This is a genomic window from Flavobacterium sp. ACAM 123 (assembly GCF_000264055.1).
GTDB lineage: Bacteria > Bacteroidota > Bacteroidia > Flavobacteriales > Flavobacteriaceae > Flavobacterium.
Map to the genome: position 1 here is coordinate 1 of NZ_AJXL01000003.1, position 24062 is coordinate 24062.

The 24062-nt window shown below is 35.2% G+C and carries 22 protein-coding genes; 2 read left to right on the plus strand and 20 right to left on the minus strand.

The features are described from left to right. Positions 1 to 64 precede the first annotated feature (64 nt). The 5 genes from A3SG_RS0100845 to A3SG_RS0100865 are packed head-to-tail and all read right to left on the minus strand — an operon-like array spanning position 65 to position 5327. The gene (locus A3SG_RS0100845) at positions 65 to 1138 is read right to left on the minus strand and encodes an alanine/ornithine racemase family PLP-dependent enzyme (RefSeq protein ID WP_016988114.1); all 1074 of its coding nucleotides are present in this window, start codon (positions 1136 to 1138) and stop codon (positions 65 to 67) included. After that, positions 1138 to 2289 carry an alanine racemase gene (alr, locus tag A3SG_RS0100850; protein ID WP_016988115.1) on the minus strand — a complete coding sequence of 384 codons (1152 nt, stop codon included), beginning with the start codon at positions 2287 to 2289 and terminating at the stop codon, positions 1138 to 1140. Before alr ends, A3SG_RS0100845 begins: the two co-directional genes overlap by 1 nt. Then, positions 2279 to 3433 carry an amidohydrolase gene (locus tag A3SG_RS0100855; RefSeq protein ID WP_016988116.1) on the minus strand — a complete coding sequence of 385 codons (1155 nt, stop codon included), beginning with the start codon at positions 3431 to 3433 and terminating at the stop codon, positions 2279 to 2281. The genes alr and A3SG_RS0100855 overlap by 11 nt, the downstream gene beginning before the upstream one ends. 6 nt (positions 3434 to 3439) lie before the next feature. Then, positions 3440 to 3874 carry a GNAT family N-acetyltransferase gene (locus tag A3SG_RS0100860; protein ID WP_016988117.1) on the minus strand — a complete coding sequence of 145 codons (435 nt, stop codon included), beginning with the start codon at positions 3872 to 3874 and terminating at the stop codon, positions 3440 to 3442. Continuing rightward, positions 3855 to 5327 carry a sodium:solute symporter gene (locus A3SG_RS0100865; protein ID WP_029596534.1) on the minus strand — a complete coding sequence of 491 codons (1473 nt, stop codon included), beginning with the start codon at positions 5325 to 5327 and terminating at the stop codon, positions 3855 to 3857. The genes A3SG_RS0100860 and A3SG_RS0100865 overlap by 20 nt, the downstream gene beginning before the upstream one ends. Positions 5328 to 5914: 587 nt before the next feature. On the opposite strand from A3SG_RS0100865, the gene A3SG_RS0100875 reads away from it, so the two are divergent. After that, positions 5915 to 7450 (plus strand): YifB family Mg chelatase-like AAA ATPase, encoded by a 1536-nt coding sequence (locus A3SG_RS0100875; RefSeq protein ID WP_016988119.1) that lies wholly within the window; start codon positions 5915 to 5917, stop codon positions 7448 to 7450. Positions 7451 to 8748: 1298 nt separating this feature from the next. On the opposite strand, the gene A3SG_RS0100890 is transcribed toward A3SG_RS0100875, so the two are convergent. The 13 genes from A3SG_RS0100890 to A3SG_RS0100955 all read right to left on the minus strand — a co-directional run bounded on the left by A3SG_RS0100890 (position 8749) and on the right by A3SG_RS0100955 (position 21448). After that, positions 8749 to 10026, minus strand: coding sequence for a DEAD/DEAH box helicase (locus tag A3SG_RS0100890; RefSeq protein WP_016988122.1), 1278 nt, complete (start codon positions 10024 to 10026; stop codon positions 8749 to 8751). Positions 10027 to 10453: 427 nt separating this feature from the next. Next, positions 10454 to 11314: a neutral zinc metallopeptidase gene (locus A3SG_RS0100895; RefSeq protein ID WP_016988123.1), complete on the minus strand. Its 861-nt coding sequence runs from the start codon at positions 11312 to 11314 to the stop codon at positions 10454 to 10456. Between the two features lie 186 nt (positions 11315 to 11500). Further along, the gene (locus A3SG_RS22650) at positions 11501 to 11629 is read right to left on the minus strand and encodes a hypothetical protein (RefSeq protein ID WP_255347641.1); all 129 of its coding nucleotides are present in this window, start codon (positions 11627 to 11629) and stop codon (positions 11501 to 11503) included. Between the two features lie 636 nt (positions 11630 to 12265). After that, entirely contained in the window at positions 12266 to 12841 is a 576-nt protein-coding gene (locus A3SG_RS18735; RefSeq protein ID WP_157485255.1) for a hypothetical protein, read from the minus strand. Positions 12842 to 12931: 90 nt separating this feature from the next. Then, on the minus strand, positions 12932 to 13132 hold the full coding sequence (locus tag A3SG_RS22070) for a nitroreductase family protein (RefSeq protein WP_232226231.1): 201 nt from the start codon (positions 13130 to 13132) through the stop codon (positions 12932 to 12934). 64 nt (positions 13133 to 13196) lie between these two features. After that, positions 13197 to 13481 carry a hypothetical protein gene (locus tag A3SG_RS22075; RefSeq protein WP_232226232.1) on the minus strand — a complete coding sequence of 95 codons (285 nt, stop codon included), beginning with the start codon at positions 13479 to 13481 and terminating at the stop codon, positions 13197 to 13199. A 131-nt stretch (positions 13482 to 13612) separates the two neighbouring features. Beyond that, the gene (locus tag A3SG_RS0100925; RefSeq protein ID WP_016988129.1) at positions 13613 to 14941 is read right to left on the minus strand and encodes an aldehyde dehydrogenase; all 1329 of its coding nucleotides are present in this window, start codon (positions 14939 to 14941) and stop codon (positions 13613 to 13615) included. 35 nt (positions 14942 to 14976) lie between these two features. Beyond that, on the minus strand, positions 14977 to 16284 hold the full coding sequence (locus A3SG_RS0100930) for a hypothetical protein (RefSeq protein WP_016988130.1): 1308 nt from the start codon (positions 16282 to 16284) through the stop codon (positions 14977 to 14979). A 107-nt stretch (positions 16285 to 16391) separates the two neighbouring features. Beyond that, positions 16392 to 17081, minus strand: coding sequence for an RluA family pseudouridine synthase (locus A3SG_RS0100935; protein WP_016988131.1), 690 nt, complete (start codon positions 17079 to 17081; stop codon positions 16392 to 16394). Between the two features lie 18 nt (positions 17082 to 17099). After that, complete coding sequence (locus A3SG_RS0100940) at positions 17100 to 18521, minus strand: ArnT family glycosyltransferase (protein ID WP_016988132.1); 1422 nt, start codon at positions 18519 to 18521, stop codon at positions 17100 to 17102. Between the two features lie 3 nt (positions 18522 to 18524). Continuing rightward, complete coding sequence (locus A3SG_RS0100945; protein ID WP_016988133.1) at positions 18525 to 19295, minus strand: glycosyltransferase; 771 nt, start codon at positions 19293 to 19295, stop codon at positions 18525 to 18527. Between the two features lie 66 nt (positions 19296 to 19361). Continuing rightward, a complete protein-coding gene (gene panB, locus A3SG_RS0100950) occupies positions 19362 to 20180 on the minus strand; it encodes a 3-methyl-2-oxobutanoate hydroxymethyltransferase (protein ID WP_016988134.1) in 819 nt (272 codons plus the stop codon). A 224-nt stretch (positions 20181 to 20404) separates the two neighbouring features. Continuing rightward, positions 20405 to 21448 carry a glycosyltransferase family 9 protein gene (locus A3SG_RS0100955; protein WP_016988135.1) on the minus strand — a complete coding sequence of 348 codons (1044 nt, stop codon included), beginning with the start codon at positions 21446 to 21448 and terminating at the stop codon, positions 20405 to 20407. Between the two features lie 246 nt (positions 21449 to 21694). Here A3SG_RS0100955 and A3SG_RS0100960 point away from each other — a divergent pair, with 246 nt between their 5' ends. Further along, the gene (locus A3SG_RS0100960; RefSeq protein WP_157485257.1) at positions 21695 to 22069 is read left to right on the plus strand and encodes a hypothetical protein; all 375 of its coding nucleotides are present in this window, start codon (positions 21695 to 21697) and stop codon (positions 22067 to 22069) included. Between the two features lie 275 nt (positions 22070 to 22344). Here A3SG_RS0100960 and arsB read toward each other — a convergent pair whose 3' ends face one another. Both arsB and A3SG_RS0100970 read right to left on the minus strand, forming a co-directional pair. Next, positions 22345 to 23415, minus strand: a complete 1071-nt coding sequence (arsB, locus tag A3SG_RS0100965) for an ACR3 family arsenite efflux transporter (RefSeq protein WP_016988137.1) — start codon at positions 23413 to 23415, stop codon at positions 22345 to 22347. 1 nt (position 23416) lies between these two features. Continuing rightward, positions 23417 to 24049, minus strand: coding sequence for a low molecular weight phosphatase family protein (locus tag A3SG_RS0100970; protein WP_016988138.1), 633 nt, complete (start codon positions 24047 to 24049; stop codon positions 23417 to 23419). Between the last annotated feature and the right edge of the window lie 13 nt (positions 24050 to 24062).

Consider the following 24062-nt stretch of genomic DNA (forward strand, 5'->3'; position numbering starts at 1 on the left):
CTAACCAAAAAAAAGGGAAGATAAACAACGTTCATCTTCCCTTTTACTATTTCTTAATCTTGTCCTAACCAATTGTTTTTTCGATATAATCTGAATTCAATAGATATAACGCTGCCATATATTGAATCTTAAAAGACACTAAGTCTCCTATTTTATATTGTTTTTTTGAGCTTGACACATCGATTACTAACATATCAGAACTGGCATCGACTATTGTGATATCAGGATCATCTGCTTCAATGTATTGTGGTTGCATATCTAATAGTCCAATGTCGAGAATCGCTCGTAAAGAAGTGATTCCTAAATCAGCATCATCTTCCATTACATAAGTATTACCAACACCGCTTTCGCCTAATTCACCTGTTGGAGTTTCTGGTTTTTCGGTAATTTCGATAATCTCTGAGTACAATTTAAAGACATCATTGTGCATTCCTTTTATGGTTTCGCCCGTAAATAGGTCTTTACCAAAGAATAATGCTTCTCCAACTCTGAAATGGTTCACTGCCATAGGACGTGCATTTTTAAGCATCAAGGGTATCGATACAGAAGTTCCACCGGAAACCCATGGGATTTTAATATTAAATTTAGCTTCAATCAGTTGCTTGTATAGACTAAGTTGAATTAGTTTGTCTTGAGTAGGCATTATGCCGCTTAGACAATTAAGGTTAGTGCCTATACCCAGAATTTCAATATTAGGCAGGCTAATTACATGACCGTAAAATTCAATTAATTCTTCCCCCATGACGCCTTCACGCAAATCTCCCATTTCAATCATAATGATGACGTTATGGGTTTTATTTTGTTTTTTAGCTTCTTTTGAAAGCATTTTTATAGTTTCTATTTCAGTATTAAAACTTACATCCGCATACTGTACGATTTTTTCAATACTCCGTTTTGCAGGTGGTTTGATATATACGGTTTGGATAGTGGCGTCTAAGTCTTTTATTTTTTTTAAGTTACTGACGCGGGAATCATGCATTTCTTTTACACCTAATGCGATAACTTCTGTCAAGTATGTTTTATTTCCGCATAGAAGCTTCGTAACAACTCCCCATTCTATATTTCTTGATTTAAAAATGTTATTTAAGAAAGCATAGTTTTCTTCTAATTTTTCTCTGTATAGTTTTATAAAAGCCATTATTCTATAGTTTTACGTGGAATCGTTTTAGAAATTCGAGTTAATAATTCATAATTAAGTTGATTGCTATAATCGCTAAATGAAGCCACAGATATTGAAATATCATTTTGAGAGCCTATCAGTACTACTTCATTATCTTTTTTTACTGATTCAAGGTGTGTAACATCGACGGTCATCATATTCATATTTACAGAGCCAACTACAATGCAACGATGGCCATTAATTAGGACTCTTCCTTGGTTGCTTAGTGAACGGCTATACCCGTGGGAATAGCCAATGGGAATAGTTGCAACTGTCATATTTCGCTCTGCAAGAAAACTAGTTCCGTATCCTATAAACTCGCCAATTTTCACCTTTTTTATACTCATTACTTTACTTTTCCAAGTAATAACTCTTTGAAGAGGGTCAGTTTTGTTCTTTTTTGTACTCAAATAGTACACAAATACTTCAGGACTTGGCCATAAACCATATTGAATGATACCTATTCGAACCATATCCATTCTGGTTTGAGGAAACATTATAGATGCTGCTGAACAGGCTGAATGCTTGATTTCTGGTTTTAGCTCATTCTCACAAAGATATTGGTAAATATCTTCAAAGCGCTTAATTTGTTTATCTACTCTATAATAGTTTGCAATACTTTCGGCACCAGCATAATGAGTACAAAGTCCTTTAAGAAAAACATGTTCTTTTTCTTTTTTCAGAAAACCGATTACCGTATTCAGTTCGTTTTTTTCAAAGCCGGTACGGTTCATCCCAGTCTCTACTTCAAGGTGTATAATTGCCTTTTTACGTAGCTTTTTTGCTGTTTTTGCTGCTTTTGTCAACCGGCCTTTATCAAAAACAAAAAACTCGACATTATTATTGATGACCCATTCCATGTCTTCGTCTTGAACCAGTCCCATGACCATTATGGTTGCTTTATCTTCTAATTTGGCTTTAACTACCTTCGCTTCCTCTACATCAAAAACGGAGAAATGGGTAATTCCGTTGTGATATGCCATCGAAACCATTGCCGTAACTCCGTGTCCGTAGGCATTACCTTTTACGACGCATGAAATTTCTACTTTTTTCCCAAAAGTGTTTCGGAGAAAAGAGAGGTTCTTTTGATAAGCGGTATTATTAAGTTCTATTATTGAATTAGTGTGCATTTGTAATCTGTTTACTTATATGGTGGAAAATAGATACTCCAGTCGTAATGATGTCGTCTGGAAAATCGTAGTCAGGATTGTGTAAAGCTGGGGTGTCTGTTCCTGACCCCAGTCCAAACATCGCACCTGGATAGCGTTGGGTAAATAAACCGAAATCTTCTCCCCACGTAAAAGGAGTGTCCTTTTCCAGGAGTTGAAATTGGTTCTCTTTTACCGCTTTTTTTATGAGACGGACTGCCGTTTCATCATTTTCATTGGCTTGGAAGCCTTGAGTCCATCTAATATTACATTCCAAGCGATATTCATTTGCGACTGCATGTGCTATGGTTTCTAAAGTGGTTTCTATTGTTCTCATCTGGGTATTACTATCGCTCCTTACTGTAAAATGAATTTCTCCCGCTCCCGCAGAAACACCGTATGCTTTTTTTCCCATTTTAGTATAAATAGGAGTAATAAGACAATAATTTTCTTTTGAAATATCAGCCTGAATAAAAGTGTTAAATTGGGTAATAATCGATGCTATCGCTAAGGCAGGATTAATTCCTTTTTCAGGTTCCCCAGCATGTGCAGTTATTCCGTCCAACTTTATTATTATACTATTAACGGCGCAAGTAAAAGTACCATTTTTAACTACAATCTGGTGTTTTGTATATCCAGGCAAATTGTGCAAGGCAAAAACATAATCGGGTTGAAATACAGTAAATTGTGTGTCTGAAAACACTTTTTGTGCACCGCTACCATCTTCCTCAGCAGGTTGGAATAATAGAATTACTTTTCCAGTTTCTGGCTTGTGTTGATATAATTCTGTTGCTAAACCACATAAAATAGCCATGTGACCGTCGTGTCCACATTTATGTGAAACACCATTGGTTAGCGATCGATGTTCGAAAGTATTAATTTCTTCAATGGGTAAAGCATCTAACTCACATCTGAACATCACGGTTTTTCCAGGTTTTTTACCATTATAAATCGCTACAATTCCAGTTTTTCCTAAATTGGTTATAACTTCGTCAGCCGGATATTTCTTTAAGAATGACATGATTCTTTTTGCAGTTTCTATCTCTTTTCCAGAAACTTCTGGGTACTTATGCAGTTCTTTTCTCAGTAGAGCTAGTGGTGCTAACCGTAGGTTTAAATTCTCCATTTTGGACTATTTGATAAGACGCATTTCTAGGTATTTGTTAGTAAAACCTAATTTTTCATATAGTTTTTTAGCAGGATTGTCCGGTTCTACGTGAAGTGCAATGTTTCCTTCAGCAATTGATATTGCTTTTTGCATTAATTGTTTCCCGTAACCTTTACCGCGTTGGCTATTGTCTACAGCGATGTACACTAAAATATTCTCAGGGATGAAATCTTTCATTCCAGTATTTGTTAAAATAACAACACCAACAATTTTATTAGCGTCAATACCAACAACGATATTTCCTCCCTTGTTTGGGTTCATAACGTAAGCAGTACATTTTAAAATATCTTCAATTTTATCACCGTATTCCTCTAGGTGAGTAAAAAGAAACTGAGCAACGATTTGATTGGTATGTATTTTGTCTTCTCCTGAAGTACTATTAATTATTTTGAATTCCATTTTGTTTTTCTTTTTTGTTATTATGATAAGTTGATATTGTAACGAACAATAGGAGGGAAATACTTATTCCATAAATATTCGCGTCTAAGTGTTCGGGTAGTTTTATTCCTAAAGGTAGCTTATTTTCGGTAATTATAAGTAAAATTGTAGTTGCTCCTCCAAAAAGCATGCTCCAAAAAGCAGCAATTGGATGGCTTTTTTTCCAAAATAAAGCACCTAGGACGGGGACGAATAATCCAGAAACCATGAAGGCGTAGGAGTAAAGCATTAGTTCCAATACGTTTTGCATTTGGGAAGCTAATAAGATGGCAAAAACTCCAATTAATAATGTTACTATTTGTGAAAGCTGCAATTCTTTTTTATGTGATAACTCCTTTTTAGAGAATTTAGAAATGATATCAGTTACGATATTTCCGGAGGCAGCCATTAAACAGCTGTCAGCAGTGGAAAGTATAGCCGAAAAATAGGAGGAGAGCATTAATCCCATTAACCCAATCGGTAAAACAGTAGCCAATAAAACGGGTAAACCCATCTCGCTGTCCATTGACGCAGCGTCTGTAATTCCGTCAAACATGCCTTTTGTCGCCGCTACTTTGGCTAACATGCCAAGAATAACTCCCATGAAAGCCATTATTGGCCATTCGAACACTCCGGCAATAATCCAAGCTTTCTTTGCTTCTTTAGGACCTTTACTGGCATAAATCCTTTGGTATAAAGTCATTCCAACAAACCAGATCGGAATAATGGTAACGGACCAATTTAGTATTTGGTACCAAGTCACGTTTGTCATTGATAAATACTTAGGATCTAATGTTGCTTTAATGGCATCGTATCCGCCAACTGCATTATAGGCCACTGGTATTCCTATAAAAACTAATCCACCTATAAGGATTAACCATTGTATCGTGTCGGTATAGATTACTGCTTTTAATCCGCCAATGGAAGTATAGGCCACCGCAATAACACCCATTACAATCAATGCCGTCTGAATATTTAGACCATCAATTGTTGCCGAAGCTAATTTGGCTCCAGCCAAAACTTGAGAGCTGGTGAATCCGATGTATCCAATTGCAGAAATAATACCCGCTAAAAGTGCTACTTTTCCGTTGTAGAAATGACCAAAGATCTGCGGGAAAGTAAAAAATTTATATTTGTGCCCTAGTTCGCTAACTTTCGGAATCAGAAAGACGGCACTTAACCAAGCTCCAAGCAGCCCTGTAAACAACATCCAAGAACCGGATATCCCCATCGTAAAACCGAGTCCCCCTAAACCAATAGAGAATCCACCTCCAACATCAGTAGCAACTACAGATAGACCGATATGCCAACTGCTCATGTTTCTTCCACTGACATAAAAATCTTCGGCAGTTTTATTTTTATTAAAAAAATAGAGGCCAACACCTAACATGGCCAGCATATAAACGACAAAGATTATATAATCTATTACGTGCATTTCTTGTTATTTTAGATTAGGTAGTACCCTGTTTATGGAATTTTTCCAAAAGGCAAAAGGTGCAGCGGACTGCAATAAAGGTATGTTTTTTCAAGTTGATTTCAGGAATGTGAAATCGTAGATTGGATTCTTCGAATAATTGATGAAAAACTCGATTTTATCCGTGAAAAAGCAAATAATTAGCTGCAAAGATAAGAAAATATATCTAAAAAGCTATTAATAGACTGGTAAGACTCCGTTTCTATAGTTAGTAACGGTTATTTTAAGGGCAGGTAAATCAGGTAGGATTTGGTCTAAAAAAAGGAGTTAAGTATTTGTAATATAATATTTTAACATTTTTTTATTTTTTAGCTTGATCCATAGTTAGCGCTTTAATTGTAATTTAAAATAACTAGAAAACTGCAACGGTGTTAGAACGGAAAACACTCCGTTTTAACCACCTTTTTGTGAAGGATTAGTTCTTTGTTGTAGATGATTAATCACTTTCAAATAAGGTCAAAAAACTGATGACTAATTGTTTTTTGTAATTCTAAAGATTGTGCGGTTTGGTATGTTAAAATTCATTATTTTTAATAAAATTATTCTCTATGTTAGTTAAAGTTTTTGGAAGTGCTGTATTTGGAGTTGAAGCTACAACAATAACCGTTGAAGTGAATATTGATAAAGGAATTGGATATCATTTAGTGGGGTTGCCTGATAATGCCATCAAAGAAAGCAGCTATAGAATTGCAGCTGCTCTCAAGAATAATGGGTATGCTATGCCTGGCAAAAAGATAACAATTAATATGGCTCCTGCAGATTTACGGAAGGAAGGGTCTGCTTATGATTTAACTTTAACGATAGGGATTCTTGTTGCGTCTCAACAAATCCAAGCAATCGATGTCGAAAAATATATTATTATGGGTGAGTTGTCGCTAGATGGCAGTTTACAACCTATACGAGGTGCGTTACCTATTGCTATAAAAGCGAAAGAGGAGGGCTTTAAAGGCTTTTTTCTTCCAAAGCAAAATGTGAAAGAAGCCGCCATCGTTACTGGTTTAGATGTGTATGGTATTGAGAATGTTCAAGAGGTTATTGATTTCTTAGAAGGAAAAGGTAATTTAGAACCAACAATAATAGATACCAGAGCCGAATTTTATAAAGATTTAGATTTTCCTGAATTTGATTTTTCGGATGTGAAAGGGCAAGAGAGTATTAAGCGTTGCATGGAAATAGCGGCTGCCGGTGGGCATAATATTATTTTGATTGGTCCTCCAGGTGCTGGAAAAACGATGCTTGCCAAACGGCTACCAAGTATTTTGCCTCCAATGACTTTGCGCGAAGCACTGGAAACTACTAAGATTCATAGTGTTGCTGGTAAATTGAAAGAAGTTGGTTTAATGAATCAAAGGCCTTTTAGGAGTCCGCATCATACAATTTCAAACGTAGCGCTCGTTGGTGGGGGTAGTTATCCACAACCGGGTGAAATTTCGATGGCGCACAATGGTGTTTTGTTTCTGGATGAACTACCGGAATTCAAACGGGATGTACTGGAAGTAATGCGCCAACCTTTAGAAGATAGGGAAGTAACGATATCAAGAGCGAAGTTTACGGTAACTTATCCTTCCTCGTTCATGTTAGTGGCTAGTATGAACCCTAGTCCGAGTGGCTTTTTTAACGATCCAGATTCTCCACAAACTTCTTCACCACACGAAATGCAACGGTATTTGAGTAAAATTTCGGGGCCTTTGCTGGATCGAATTGACATTCACATCGAAGTGACTCCTGTTCCTTTCGAAAAATTATCTGATGATCAAAAGGCGGAGAGTAGTGTTGATATAAGAAAAAGAGTGACTGCAGCGCGAGAATTACAATCTGCACGTTTTGAGCAGATGGACAACATACATTACAATGCCCAAATGAATACTAAACACATTAGAGAATATTGTGCGCTAGATGATACTTCTAAACAACTTTTAAAAACCGCTATGGAACGGCTGAATCTTTCAGCTAGAGCTTACGATCGTATTTTGAAAGTAGCGAGAACGATAGCTGATCTCGATGCAGCTCCTACAGTTGTATCCTCTCATATTGCCGAAGCGATTCAGTATAGAAGCTTGGATCGTGATGGATGGTTGGGGTAATTTTACTAAGCATTACTCGAATTGTAAATGGTCGCAAGGATAAAAATCGTGAATACTAGCATAGCTAGCGCGAGATCCCGCTCGTGATGTTTGCAATTTTATAATTGTGTTTGTTTTCACGAGCGGGACGCTCGCGTCAGCGAGTGGCGGCTGTGCAATTTCATTGATTTATTTCAAAAATTTTATTGAATTTTCTTTTCAGGTTTCTATTTTGCCATTTTATACTCAGTTTCGAAAAGATGGAAATAAAAACTATGAATAAATTAAACGTAGCATATATTCCAATTGGTGGTTTTGCTTGAAAATAAAAAATGGAATTACACATAATAAAGGCAATAAATGGAAAGTACTTAATGAAAGTACTTATTAATTTATCAACTGGTTCGACACTGTAATTTACAGTCAAATTTTTTTTCAGTATTTTTTATATGTTCCTTTTCAGAAAATAAAAACTTGGAAAAAAATTAGAATTTTTTATAATATCAAAAGTTGAATTGTCAAATTTTCCATAAAAATATTTCGAATTATCAGCAAAAAAAAAGGACAAAATCCCCCATTCAATTTTTAATTTGGGAGAGCCAATTTTCGTATTATCTTTTAATCTATTTCTAAATTCAGTTATGTCTATTTCCGATTTCATTAAGGGATTTTTTTGTATTCTGCGGCAACATTGCCACCAAAGTCTATCTGCGAAAAAATCGTTGTTATGTTCTTTCAAATATAATACATATTTGAAATAAAAAAGCAAGAATAGTTGCATGTTTAAAGACGCAACACGTCACAGGAATTCCTCGCAATCAGATGATTTTTTCTAGTTTAGAAGATACTATTTTACTAGAAAACCGCACAGCGAGCGCGAGCGTCCCGCTCGTGCTGTTTCCAATTTTATATTTTTTATGTGTTTGTGTTCACGAGCGGGTCGCTCGTGGCAGTAAAGGGGAATATAGTATAACACCCAATTTTAATAGCGTTCTATTCTCTCATAAAACACACCATATAGTTTATCAAGCTGACAGCGTTTCAAGATAGGTGAGCAACTTTGCTGAGGCACTTCCAGCATGACAAATAGTACGAATGTTTGTTTACATAAGCACATTGCGTTTTTAGAATAAATATAATTGCCGTAAGACGAGCTGTATAATCGTCTTAAGAATTAAAGTCGTGATAGTAGCCCCGATAGAAATGAAAAACCTTGTGTGGGCTAGCGTATAGCCTGCACAAGGTTTGTAGTGTATAGCGGGAGATCATGTTTAAAAAAACGAAATCATACTGCTCCTAAAAAAAGAAAACTTAATTTATTAGTTAGAACGTCTGTCGTTAGTACGTCTTGGACCAAAGCTATTGTTACTACTTCGGTTTGAATTATCCGTTTTCGGTTGCCTTGGGGTTGAATTGCGTTGTTGTCTTCCTTGGCCTTGTTTAATAGGTTGAGTAGATGCTTTAGGATCTGGTTCAAAACCTGCAATGTTTTCGATAGGTAATTTCATGCCAATCAATTTTTCTATATCTCGTAAGAAAGTGGTTTCGTCTGGGCTAAATAAAGAAATGGCTTCTCCATTTGCTCCAGCTCTTCCTGTTCGACCGATGCGGTGAACGTAATCTTCAGGAATATTAGGCAATTCAAAATTGATAACATGTGGTAATAACGGGATGTCTAAACCACGAGCTGCGATATCTGTAGCGACTAAAGCGGTTAGACTACCGTTTTTAAATCCGGCTAAGGCTTTGGTTCGTGCTCCTTGCCCTTTGTTACCGTGAATAGCTGCGGCCTTAATGCCTGCGCTAATCATGGCTTCGCACAACTTATTAGCACCTTGTTTTGTACGTGTAAACACCAGAATTTGTTGCCAGTTTCCTTCAGTAATCAATTTAATGATCAATTCTGTTTTTTTCTCTTTTGCAACAGGATATACTTTTTGAGTAATCGCATCGACAGTAGTATTCTCTGGTGTTGCTTCAACCTGAACTGGTTTGTGCAAAATACCCATTGCCAATTTCTTAATATCTTTTGAAAAGGTCGCCGAAAACATTAAGTTTTGCCTTTTTGCAGGTAAGACTTTTAGTATGCGTTCAATGTCTCGTAAAAATCCCATGTCTAACATTCTATCCGCTTCGTCTAAAACTAAGATTTCAACTTTAGACAGCGTTAGTAAACCTTGATTTTGCAAATCGATTAATCGACCCGGAGTGGCAACTAAAATATCAACACCTTGTCGCAGTTGCGCTACTTGCGGTTTTTGATTTACACCTCCAAAAATAACGGCACTACGTATATCTAAAAATTCACCATATTCTTTTATATTAGCAAGTATTTGAGCAGCTAATTCTCGTGTAGGTGTTAATATTAAGGCGCGAATAGGTCTGTGGCTTAAGTGCTTTCCTTGTGATAATGTTTGTAATATGGGTAGCGTGAAACCTGCTGTTTTTCCTGTTCCCGTTTGTGCAGATGCTAGTACATCTTTACCTTCTAAAATGGGTGGAATTGCTTTTTGTTGTATTGGAGAAGGGATTGTGTACCCTTTTTTGCTGACTGCTTTTAATAAAGCATCAGATAGGCCTAATGAGTTAAATGACATAAATTGTGTTTATGAAGAAACACTATTATTTAGAGTACTTCTTTAAGTTGGCGCGAAGATACTGCTTATTTCTCCGATGTTTTTTTTAATGATTGACTTTGTTTAAATAAATGTGCTGCTTCGTTTTTAACAAGATGTAAATTAATGGTCCAGGCTTTCCTATTTGTTTAAAAGGAAGTGTCAACTAGTTTTATTCACTTATGCGCAGCTAGTTATCGTAAGTAGTTGCTTAATTTTTTGAACTCTAAAAAAAAGTAAACATGTCGATATAACTGACTGATTAATAAGAGATAATGTTTACAATAGTTTCCTTTCGGTTTACCGAAGAAATAGAGATGAGATTTTTGATAGTACTATTTAGTTTTGTTGGTAAAAAACAACAAAATCGGGAGTTTATCCCGATTTTAATGATTGTGCTGTCTTTTTTTTATCTCAGTTCATCAAAAGTATTCCCTTGTTTGAGATCACCAGTTTTATAGCCTTTCATAAACCAATATTTGCGTTGTTGAGAGGTTCCGTGTGTAAAAGATTCTGGTACAATATGCCCTTGCATTTTAGATTGGATTGCGTCATCACCTACTGCATGCGCTGCACTTAATGCTTCATCAAGATCGCCGTCTTCTAAAATATTATTCATTTGCTGGTTGTAATGAGTCCAAACTCCTGCGTAAAAGTCAGCTTGTAGCTCCAGCGCCACAGATAATTTGTTGGCTTCCGCCTTACTCTTGCCTTGTTGCATTTGTCTCATTTTATCAGATGTTCCTAACAAGGTTTGTACATGATGCCCAATTTCATGTGCAATCACATAAGCAGTGGCAAAATCTCCACCCTGAGCTCCGAATCGAGTTTTTAGTTCTTCGAAAAAGGTTAAATCCATATAGACCTTTTGGTCAGCAGGACAATAGAAAGGACCAGAATCCGAGGTTGCATTCCCACATTCTGTCCCAACGGCACCACTGAATAGTACAATATTAGGTTTTATGTAATTCAAATTATTTTCATTGAAAATTTTAGTCCAAACATCTTCATTATCAGCTAATACTGTTTTTATAAAGGCTTGCTCTTCCAGTTCTTTTGCAGTTAGATCTCTTTGTTCGGTAGGAGCACTTTGTCCCTGATTCAATTGTTCTAAAACAGGTGTAAGCATTTGGGCGTTTTCGCCGCCAAATACATTTATTAATACTATTATGATTCCAATAATTCCTCCACCGACAATTGTTTTACCACCGGAAGACATGCCTCTTCTGTCGTCTACATTGTCACTTTGTCTTCGTCCTATCCATTTCATATGATTTCAATTTTCATCCTGTTTTTTAATAAACGCGCTGCAAAGTTATATACTATTTTAATATGTTTTTCACAAAATACATAGCGGCTTTTCAAAATGCTAGCAGGTGGTCCACTTAAACAAAGCATCTTCTATTACTTTCGTTAGGATTGGCTTTGATATATAATCATTCATACCAGCTGCAATTCATTTGTTATTTAATTCTATTCCGGTGCCTGCGGTTATTGCTATTATTGAAATTGATGCACCGGCCTTTAATTTTCTTATCTCTTTTGTTTCTTCATACCCATTCTTTACTGGCATTTGTATGTCCATAAAATTAATTTCAGCTATACTATTTACAAGTCCAAAGAAGAAAAGACAGAGCTGGTACTCTTGATTGCGTATATATCTCATTATTCTTTTCTGCTAAAATGCTCTTTTATTTTTTCTTTGTTTTGTTGCGGGTGAAAAATAATAATGTAATAAAAATCAATAAAAAACCTCATAAAAAAGGTGTTTTGTTTGCAAAGGGCATGTCAATCAAGTCCGCATTTGGACGTGTTAATTTTGGTAAGAAAAACCAAGCAAAGAAAGTATAGTTTAGAATAATCAAATAAAAAAAGCTATTGTAAAACACCATAGAAAATGTATTTTTGATTTGCGTAGTTGATAATAATAGGATGGTAACTTAATGATTTTTCTATAATAGGAACACGATTTTAAAATAAATAAAATCGCGTTTCTAATTATTTAAAATAAATGAAGTATTCATTATTTTTCTACGATTCTTCCTCATAATCATATCCGATAATTTCACTATAGATAGAATAATACATGGAGTAAACAAAGGGTAATGTGAAAATTATACCTATACAACATCCAATAAATCCTACCATAGACCCAATAACTGCGAGAGCCATAAGACCGAAGAGAATCAGGGGCTGTTTTGCGACAATTAAAAAACTGAATTTAATAGCATCCAGTGCTTTTAAATTCGCTGAAAATGATAAGTGGAATAGTTAGTATCGTAAAAAAGGCGATTGCAAGAGACAGTATTGAACCCACGAGAATGATTCCGCTATAATTTAATGCCATTGATATTCCATTGCTAAACAGCAAAATTAGAAATGTTGCAACAAAAATCTGTGGGAAATAGCTAGTAGTATAGTAACTAAAGACCGTTGAAACATGAAATTCTTCATCTCTGTTAGCACAGTAAGCCATTTTTATTAATCCTGCTTGTAATGGACTAATTAGACTAGAAAACAAAATCGATACTCCTGTAAAGGTAAGAAGAGCTGTTCCGCTAAGGGCACCCATACCTTGACTTAATCCCTCTAATGATTCTTGCGATAGTGACGCTAATCCGAAAAAGGCTGCTCCCATACTTGCTATGATCGCCACCAGGATGACCATAAACACAAAAATCATTAGACCTGCATAGAGTGCTATTTTTTTATAGTTTTCAAATGCTTTGTTAAAAACATTAGCAAAATCCAATTGGTATCCATTGCGCAGTATTTCTTCTATTCGGTCTTGTTTCATATTCATTTTTTGTTAGATTTTATATTTTTTTAAAATAGTATTGTGGTGTTATAATTTAAAATAGACTTCTTCAAAGGGGATCCGGAACTGTTATCCGTAAACGCCCAATCCTCCCCGTATTCCACATCCGATAATCATGTTTATTTCAGCTCCAGCAGGTAAATTCAATATTTTTTTGATTCTTAAAGAATCAAAACCTTCCATGGGGCAAGTGTCATAATTGATGTCTGTCATGCTAATCATAAAATTTTGCGCGGCTAGGGCGGCACTTTTATGGGCTACTATTCGCATATCACTCTTTCAGACTTGCCTATAAATAGATTTAAACATTCCGATAATTTGAAAAACGAAAAATTTAAGGGCGCCCAAAATCCCTTAAATCAAAATAGAGAGTAGGCACAACTTTTTGATAATAGTTGAAGGCAAATTTCTCTCTTCTTGAATAGTCTGCGAATGATTTCCCCCAATACTGCGATTTTAAAAAAGCAACATTAGATTGTACTCTTTTTCCATAAATCTTTCTTGCCACCACGATAACCATCTGACTTGCGGTTTTTGCCACATTTTGACTAAAACTTGCCTTTGTAATTTTTTCTAAAACTTCAGGAGTAGTAATCTGGTAGAACTCCCACAGTTGCATATTACTGCTTGCAGGAGCAAGTGTAGCAAAACGAATGCATTATTTTACTTTTTCATCATCAAGGACTTCGTTTTTGAATACGCCCATAGAGCGCCTGTATTCTGCGGCTTCGCTTACCGATTTTTCGATGATTAAATCCATTTTAACAGCTTCTTGACAGTGTCTAATTTGTCTTTATAAGGAGCATATCGCACAGGTAAATCGAGCCAATTTGCTTTTTTTACTATCGCTTTTTTATGTGAAAAAACATCAAAACTTGACACCCCATGATAGGCACCAATGCCACTGTGACCTACACCTCCAAAGGGCAGTCGCTTATTTAAAAAATGAATAATTGTATCATTTACACACCCTCCTCCAAAAGAATAATTTTGAATAATTTTTTCTGCAAATATTTTATTTTCTGTAAAAAGGTATAATGACAATGGTTTTTCATATTTGGAAACTACCGTATATATATCTGCAGCACTAGAGTATTCAAGTATAGGTAATAAAGGTCCGAATATTTCATCTTTCATCACGAGACTGTCAATGTCATATTCATTAATAAGAGTAGGGGCAATATAACAGCTAGACTCGTTAGACTGACCACCAAAAATTACTTTGTCGTTATCAATCATTTCAGTTAATCGGTTCCAATTTTTAGCATTGACAATTCTGGCAAAATCAGGAGATTTTTCTGGTTCGTTTCCGTATGCGGTTATTATTTCCTCTTTCAGATAGTCAATAAACTTATTTTTCATGTCCTTTTGAATCAAGATATAATCTGGAGCAATACAGGTTTGTCCCGCATTTACAAATTTTCCCCAAACAATTCTTTTGGCCGCCAGTTTCAAATTAGCAGTTTCATCAATAATACACGGATTTTTTCCGCCAAGTTCTAATGTGACAGGAGTAAGATGTTCCGCTGCCGCTTTAGCAACTATCTTTCCCACAGAAACGCTTCCGGTAAAAAAGATATAATCCCAGCGTTGTGAAAGTAGGTTTTCAGAAACATCCACACCACCTTGAATAACTTCCACATGATTAACATGGAACGTTTTTGCTATTATTTTCGCAATTATAGCGGATGTATTACTTGTCAATTCAGAAGGTTTAAGGACGACTTGATTTCCGGCAGCAACTGCAGCAACCAAAGGACAAAGAGCCAATTGAAAAGGATAATTCCAAGGAGCAATAATTAATACCTTTCCATAGGGGTCTTTATAGATATAATCTGTAGAAGGGAAATTGAGTAACGATGGTAAAACCCTTTTTGGCTTTGCCCATTTATTCAAGTTCTTGATGGTGTCTTTTAAGTCAGAAATAACATAATTGGTTTCTGTCAGGACCGCTTCAAAAGCAGGCTTCTTGAAATCATCATACAAAGCCTTAATTATATCATCCTCATGAATTATGATGTTGTTGAGAAGTTTTATTAAAGTCTCTTTTCTAAAGTTCAAATCAGTTTTAAAATTCATAAAATATTTTATTTAAGCATTACTTATTCCCTTATTTACTTCAGTTTTAAACGGTATCCCAGGTATAGATCCGCTTGTTTTGAATCACTTGTCAATGCTGTAATAATAGAGCTTGATCCTAAATAAAACCCATAAACTCTAAACCCAAATCCTCCAGTTACGCCAGAAATTTCATTAGTAGACCATGACGAATAAACATCATAATTTTTTAATGAAAACCGTGGTGTTATTGATACTACATTTTGAGTGGTGATTTGGTCATTTTCGCTATCACTATTCATTTTTTGTTGGGTATACAAAGAAACAAAAAATTTAGGCAGGACTTTAACGTCAACATACGCAACAAATATAGTTGGTAATTTTACTTTTATGTCTTTATCAGACTGTTTTTTAGTCAAATATCCACTGTTTAATAATATAGTTTCCGCCTCTTCAAGACTATTCACATTTTGAAAATTATTTAAATTTAATCCAGCATTAGTGGGGGATGAAGGAGGAATATTTAAAGTATAATTAGTTGAAGCATTGTTTGTATCTTTAAAGGTCATACCTCCAATATTTTTAACGGAAACTCCAGCGTTTAATTTATATCCATCTGTTTCTTTTAATTGATAATTTAATCCTAAATCAACAGCAAAACCATTTAATTTTCCGAATAGGGATTTTGAATAATCGCTAAAATCAGTAAAACCATTATTTAAGTTCCCTGAATAAGTAATTTTAAGATTAGCATTGGTGTCATTTAAATACGCTTCGCCTAAAACAACATTTATTTTTCCTTGAAATTGGTCAGCACCAAAATTAGTATAGGATCCTGGAAACAATAACTTTAGAGAAGTACCAACACTAATTTTATTTTGTTCATTTTCGAATAGATTTCTCGCTCCCGAAAACCCAATTTCTCCCCAAGATGTACCATTTACCCGTTGATTGTTTTTATTACTTAATAGCGACGTATTGACTATTGATCCTAATGTTCCATTGTTTACGGCTTCGCCTAATTTTGGATCGATGTCTATAAAGTTTAATTTTGCATATGCTTTAGAAATTACAGCAAAAGCCCATTTGTCTTTTTTTATGGCAAATCCTGGACCGTATATCTCAGCATCAATTCGAAGATTTACGGGTTCGTTTCCCTGAAATATTAAATCCGCAATAGTACCTGAATTATTAATTAAATCATTAAAACCTACTTTATTATTCGCAGCATTAATGCTTGCTGAGAAAAAATTGATTTCATATTTAGAATTAAGATTTGAAAGTTCAGCTGGATTCATAGAAGAGCTAAGCAGGCTAAGTCCACTTGAGTTTTTTATCCCTGAAAAATGATCTTGGGCAGTCATCGTATACAGGCAAAGGGAAAATAAGAGGAGTAGTGTGTTTCGCATGAATTTAGGTATTGTATGAAATTATTTATTTTTTACTAGTTGTAAATATAGGGTTTTAGTTTTTATACAGCATTCCATATTACCTCATTTGGCACTGGGGCCATGATGGATAAGCTTTCTTTAGTTACCGGATGTACAAAAACTAATTTTCGGGCATGCAAATGGATGCCGCCATCAGGATTGCTTCGGTCAAAACCATACTTTAAATCGCCTTTTATTGGGGAGCCTATTGAAGCTAGTTGTGCCCTGATTTGATGGTGTCTCCCTGTATGAAGATTGATTTCCAATGCAAAATAATTGTTCAACTCCTTAAAAACAGTATAATCCAAGCTTGCTAACTTACTGTCAGGGACTTCTTTTATGTGTGCCTTTGACGTATTGTTTTTTTCGTTTCTTTTTATAAAATGAATCAACTTATCTTCTGGGTTAATAGGTTTGTTTTTTACAATTGCCCAATACGTTTTTTGTGTTTCCCTATTTTTGAATAACTCATTTAAGCGTGTTAGCGCTTTGCTGGTTCTTGCAAAAACGACAATGCCTGTTGTGGGTCTGTCTAAACGGTGCACCACACCAAGGAAAACCTCACCGGGCTTGTTGTATTTTTCTTTGATATATTCTTTTACGACCTCAGATAATGGTTTGTCGCCCGTCTTGTCTCCTTGAACTATATCGCCTACACGCTTATTCACAACAATAATATGGTTGTCTTGATGAAGAACTTGTAGGTTATTCTTGTTTGATATCTCTTTCATTAGCTAATGCTGTTCCTTTTATTTGGATACAAAAATAGAAGTTTTATAATTGCTTTCCGTTAAAACCATTTGGTCGATATATTTTTTCGAAATTTCATATTCCCTCTTTTTCAATATCACTAAGAAAATTTTCTTATGAATTTTGAATACCGAGTCAAACTGAGATTCATTTTTTATTAGCTGTGCTTTTCCATCAGAATAAAACTGCCCTGAATAATTTTTTTCTTTCCAATAGAATAACGGCACTTGTTTGTTTTCACTGTTCACTTTTAGATTCTCTAGCATATATTTATCTGTGTTCATATAGTTCTCTAATTTTCCAGTTGAAAAAACGGCAAAATAAGCGATAAATACAATCAAAGGAAACACAAGGGCAACACGAAAAATTTGTTTTTTGCTTTTAAAATCCTCCCAATAGTAAACCATTAAAAACATAATTGGTATTGTAATAGGAAGCATGTAGGTGTGCAGGATGTTTCTGGAGAAGGTGAAAAATACCGGTGTCCAAAACAACCATAGAAATAAGAAGGAGATCCAACTGTTTTTAAAAATTGTTTTTTTATTTTTCCAAAGTTTATAAAAAACAATTTGTATCCAAGGGAAGCCAAAAGCAATCATAAATAACCAAATCATACCCAAGGGTTGGGATTTAGGTTTACCGTATAAATCGCCTTTCCATCCGGATTCTACAAACCGTTTGTAATGCTCTCCAATGATGAAATAATCAAGAAAACCAGGGGCTTTTTGCTCTGCTAAATAATACCAAGGAGCGGCAATTACAGTAACAATCAGAGTTCCTATAATCATAGAAAATTTCGAAAATAATTCTTTAAATCTTTTGGTATCAAGTACGCACCATAAAAAAATAGGAGGAAGTGTCAGCATTAGTACCAGAGGGCCTTTTGCCAATAATCCCAACCCGAGAAATACGAAGAAAAGATAATTCCAGTAGGTTTTCTGTGGTGAATTCATAGTTTTCCAAAACGCAATCATTACCATTGTGGTACAAAATGCAAAAGCAGTATCAGTAGAAACAACACCGGTATGAATTAGAAATTCGGGCATGGTTAATAGAATAAAGCCTGGAAGATAAAAAGATAGCCCTGTTTTTTTGACGATTTTTCCAGTGATGACTAGAATTAATACGTTTAGTAGTAAAGACGGTAGTCTCGAAGCAAATTCATTAATACCAAAAATGATATAACTACCAGCAGATAACCAGGAGGATAGCGGTGGTTTTGCCATAAAGGGAACTCCATAATCGATTTGCGGTACAATCCATTGGTTGGTGTCCCACATAATTCTTGCTATTTCAGCATATCTTGCTTCTGTTTTATCTAGCAAAGGGATGGCAAAGGTTAGCAATAGTCGGAACAGGATAAGAATAATTACAGAAATATAAAGAATATAGGAGTTGTTTTTAAATTTATCTGTAATCATGGTCTATAAGTGTTGGATAGATGGGATTTGTAATAATTTTTTATATTCCTTATTGATTTGGTACAAATCAATCCAAAGTTTAAAAAAATAAGTTGGTTTTACTTTAGAATTACCTTTTTCAATCCATGATTTTAAAGGAGCCTCATACATTTTTTGAATTGCTTTTTCTTTACCGAAAAGAATCATCATCCTAAAAAATAATTCAACATCAAAAAGCCATTTTGAAAGGAATTCTTTTTTGAACAACTGCTCCGCCAGATCTTTGGTGAAAACCTTGCAGCCACATTGTGTATCATAGACTTTTAAGCTCAATATTTTTGAAATAAAAGTAGCTATAATTCTACCAATCAAAAAACGGCTATTTTTGCGAACAATATGAGATCCAATTTTTCTAATTCGGGAACCAAAACAAAACACAATATCCGCTTTTAAATAGACGGTGAGGTTCATGAAATCTTCAAGTGATGTTGCTAAATCAGCATCTAGATACCCGATAAATTTGTGGTTTAAGTTTTGGTTACAATAATTAATACCTTTTCTAACGGCTTCTGCTTTTCCCGCGTTTTTAAGTAACGAAATAATATGAACCTGATCTGAATACTTTTCCTGGAAGAGATTGAGTGCCTGGAGTGTTTTGTCAGTGGAACCGTCATTTACAAAACAAATAATAGCTTCAGGAGTAGTGTCAAGAAAGTTTGAATATTCTTTTAATAACAAGCCTTTTTCTTCATTATAGCAGGGAATAACAATACAGGTACTAAGCATTTCAAGCATAATGGGGGGACGTATTTTTTTAGGCAAATATAGTACCTTACTACTTATAGTGACTTTAAGAAATGGTTAATACTGTTCTTTTTCGTTAGGGAAGTCACTCGATTTTACATCGGCAACATATTGGCCAATCGCAGTCGTCATTCCTTCATAAAGATTCATGTATCTTCTTAAGAAACGGGGACTAAATTCATTATTCATCCCTAACATGTCATGGATAACAAGCACTTGTCCGTCAACGCCACCTCCTGCACCAATTCCTATTACTGGAATCGAAATACTTTTGGCTACTTTTTCAGCTAAATGAGCCGGTATTTTTTCTAAAACCAAAGCAAAGCAGCCCAGTCTTTCTAATAATTGAGCATCTTCAACTAATTTATCTGCTTCTTCCTCTTCTTTTGCACGTACGGTATACGTTCCAAACTTATAAATTGATTGAGGTGTTAAACCCAAATGTCCCATTACTGGAATTCCTGCATTTAATATTTTTTTAATTGATTCTTTAATTTCTTTTCCACCTTCTAGTTTTACTGCGTGACCTCCACTTTCTTTCATAATTCGGATGGAGGAACGCAAGGCCTCTTTTGGGTCAGACTGATAACTTCCAAAAGGCAAATCAACCACAACCAAGGCTCGTTCAATTGCTCTTACCACTGAAGAGGCATGGTATATCATTTGGTCTAAAGTAATTGGTAAGGTTGTTTCATGTCCAGCCATTACATTTGAAGCAGAATCACCCACAAGAATAACATCAATACCGGCTGTATCCACAATTTTTGCCATGGTGTAATCATAAGCGGTAAGCATGGAGATTTTTTCCCCATTTGCCTTCATATCAATTAAGGACTTAGTGGTAATTCTTTTGTAATCTTTTTTTGCGACAGACATAGTTATTTTTTTACGAGTTGTAAATGTAATAAAACAAATGATGATGCAACAAAAAAATGGATTCGACTTTCATCGAATCCATTTTTATAAAGTAACTTTTTATAGGATTAGTGTTTCAAATCGGTAAATTTCAAATCTAGAGTAAATGCTAGGTTGGTTTTCTCTACACTATTTTCTGTAGTGAGCTCAATTTGGTTGTTTTTCATCAATTTTACAAATTAACACTATCTAAGAATTTTGTCTAATACGGTAATGTAATCATCAATAGAATCCGTATTGGTGTTTATGGCCGCACTATGGCTGTTATAAGGAGCATACATGTTTATATTATCACGGGAAAAAAGTCCAATTGTAGTCACTTTTGCTGCGCTGGCTAAATGCATTATTCCACTATCTGCGCCAATAAATACTTCAGTATTTGCCATTAGCGCCCCTATTTCACGGACATCTTTACTGTAAAAGGTTGGTGCTTTGAACCCTATTTGTGAAACATTTTCAACTGGTAGGACTTCAATAATATTGTAGTCTGGATATTCCGCTTTTAATCGGTCGTAGAAGGGAGCCCACCATGATTCTGGATAACATTTATCAGCTGTAGCAAAAGTAAAGATGCAAACGGTTTTTTTATTATTTTGTACAATGCTTTGTAGCATTTTTTCTCCATCTGCAAGTTCTGAAGCACTCAATTTTAAGTCTAAGTAAGGGACTGGCGTATTATTTTCTTTAAATCCAAGTTTTGTTAAATAATGTCTGAAGTTGTAAACTGGATATTTTGCAATATGTTCATAATCTTTATGCTTCAACGCAATATCATCAACATCATCACCGAAAAACTTGTATTTTGAGTTCACAAATTGAGCGGATAATCTTCCCGATGAAGAGTTTTCCACGACATTAATTACAATATCATAACTGTGTTTTTTTAAAGACAACCATCCTTTCGCATATTTGGTAAGTTCCTTAAAAGGCTTTCTTGGTAGTTGAATGATCCGTTTTACGTTTGTATAATTTTTAAAGATAATTGGGGCTAAACCACCATTCACGAATAAATCTATTTCACATTCAGGGAAAGTGGCAATGACCTCTTGTAACAGTGGAGTGATTAACAATTGGTTTCCTAATCTGGGGTTTGGTCTGCTAATTAAAATTTTTTTAAACTCTACCTTTGTCAGATCGATATTTTGATCAAATTGTGAACTTCCAACGTTTTTGGTAAGGCTACGCATTAATGTTCGTCTCAATACGTTAATGTCTTTTTTTAAACTCATGATTTATTTAAAATTTATTTTGATCTGTAATTTAATATAACCTGTAATTGTTCTTTAACTGTTTCTTTTAGCGGTTGTGAAGCAATTTTCAAAGTAACGATTTTTTTTCACACAATATAGAAGGAAAGCAATTCTTGAAACAAAAAAGAAGAGTGTTATGTCCTCAATTATTTTTTAGTGGCATGTCTTTTGTATTGCTGAAACAATCGGTACTATGATAGTCCAATTGAAGAAAATCAAAAACATATGAAGTATTTTATCTTGTTACTGTTGCTGTCGGGATCTATGTATTCTCAAGAACAAGTGTTTAATGTGCAAAGATATTGTGTTGACGAAATTCCTTTTAATATTGGGGAATGTGATATTTCAGGAAATGAATATTCGTTTGTGTTCCTCGACAAAAAAAAGAATGATGTAGTATTCTTTTTTACCAATATGAAATTGAGGTATAAAATAATGAAGGCTGTGGTCTATGTTCCAGACCCGAATTATACAATCTATTCCTTGGAAAACACCGATGGCCATGCAGAGCTGAAAATCAACAAACAGAATACTAAGATGGAATTCCTATATCCCAACAACCATATCTATTTAACGGTGGGTAAATCGACTAAGCTGTAATTGCTTTTTTAATTGTCGGCTTTCATCATTAACAAATAGGTGTCACTGTGCTAATGTAGCTTTTTTATTACATTGTAAAATTGGGCTTTTAAATTAATTCAGATTTAATTTCAATACGAATTGCCCTAGCCCAGATAGAAGCGGCATCCTTTATAGCTGCCGTTTTCGGCAGGTATAAAGATATAGCGGATAGCGGGAAATAGCTTCTAAAAAATAAACCACCCTCTTATTTTGAAATAAAAGGATGGTTTCTATATTTTATTATAATTTGATTTTTATGCAGTAGTTGGATAGTATTTTTTTCGAAACCAAAAAGCAACATTCACTAAGGCTATCAATGCTGGAACTTCTACTAACGGGCCTATAGCACCGGCAAAAGCTTGTCCGCTGTTGATGCCAAATACACCAATAGCAACTGCTATAGCCAATTCGAAATTGTTTCCTGTGGCTGTAAATGCAATAGCAGTACTTTTAGAATAGTCGGCACCAAAGTATTTTCCGATCATGAAGCTCAATACAAACATCAAGGTGAAGTAGATAACAAGAGGAATGGCGATTCGAACGACATCCATGGGGATTTGAACGATTAACTCTCCCTTCAAGCTAAACATAATCACAATCGTGAATAATAAGGCCATAAGGGTAATTGGGGAGATAAAAGGGACGTATTTATTCTGGAACCAGTCTTCTCCTTTTAGATGGATTAACGCATATCGACTGATGATTCCCAATGCAAAGGGAATTCCTAAATAAATACCGACACTCTCGGCAATTTGTCCAATACTGATAGTTACATGAAAACCGGTATAACCAAAGTAGGGAGGAAGTACCGTAATAAAAACATAAGCATAGACACTGTATAGTAGTACCTGAAAAATACTGTTTAAGGCTATCAGTCCGGCGGCATATTCTCTGTCTCCATCAGCAAGGTCGTTCCAAACAACCACCATAGCGATACAACGTGCGAGCCCAATAAGGATAACGCCAATCATGTATTCAGGATAGCCATTGAGGAAAATTAAAGCCAGGAAAAACATTAAAATCGGGCCTAAAACCCAATTCAAGAATAGGGAAGCACTTAGTACTTTAGTGTTTTTAAAGACTTCGCCCATTTGTTCGTATTTCACTTTTGCCAATGGCGGATACATCATTAGGATAAGTCCAATTGCCAAAGGAATATTAGTGGTACCGTTTGAAAACGAGTTAATAAAGTCTCCGCTAGAAGTGAAGAAATTTCCAATGGCAACGCCTATTGCCATGGCAAGGAATATCCAAAGGGTTAAATAACTATCTAGAAGGCCTAGTTTTTTTCTGTTCAATGCAGGAGTGCAATTAGTTGCGGACATCTTATTTTTTTATTTGTGAGAATACATAGAAAATTTCCGTAGCAATTTGAATGCTTCTTTCTTTGTATTTTTCTTTTTGTTGGGGTGTGTTGTCAAATGCTTTTGGGTCTTCAAAAGTGATAGGAATGCGTTTTTCAGCACCAGCAATAAAAGGACAGGCGCGGTCCGCCTGTGAGCAGGTTAATATCGCCACAAAGGCAAATTGCGGATTAAAACTGTCGTCATAGGTTTTAGAAAATCCAATAATCGGATGGGCATTGGCTCCATACTTTATACTATAAATGGGATTTTTACCCTCAGCAAGAGGGAGCACCTCGAATCCCGATTGTTCTAATGTTTTGGCTGCTACAGGGAATAATGCCGTAGCTTCTGAACCGCCTGAATAGCAAAACACATTTTTCACATTAAAATGTGCTGCCGCCGTTTGCGCCCAGACTTGAGATAAATGACTTCTTCTGGAATTGTGCGTACAAATAAAATTTAGTCGGATTTCTTCTTCCTTATTAATCTTCTCTTGGATAAAATCAATTAGTGGCTGTAGTATAGTTTTACGTTCGGGGGGTATGTTCCTATATTGAAAAGAACGTATTTCATTTTCTATTGAATGGAACACGGTAGTATTTGATTGAGTCATTTATAAAATACAT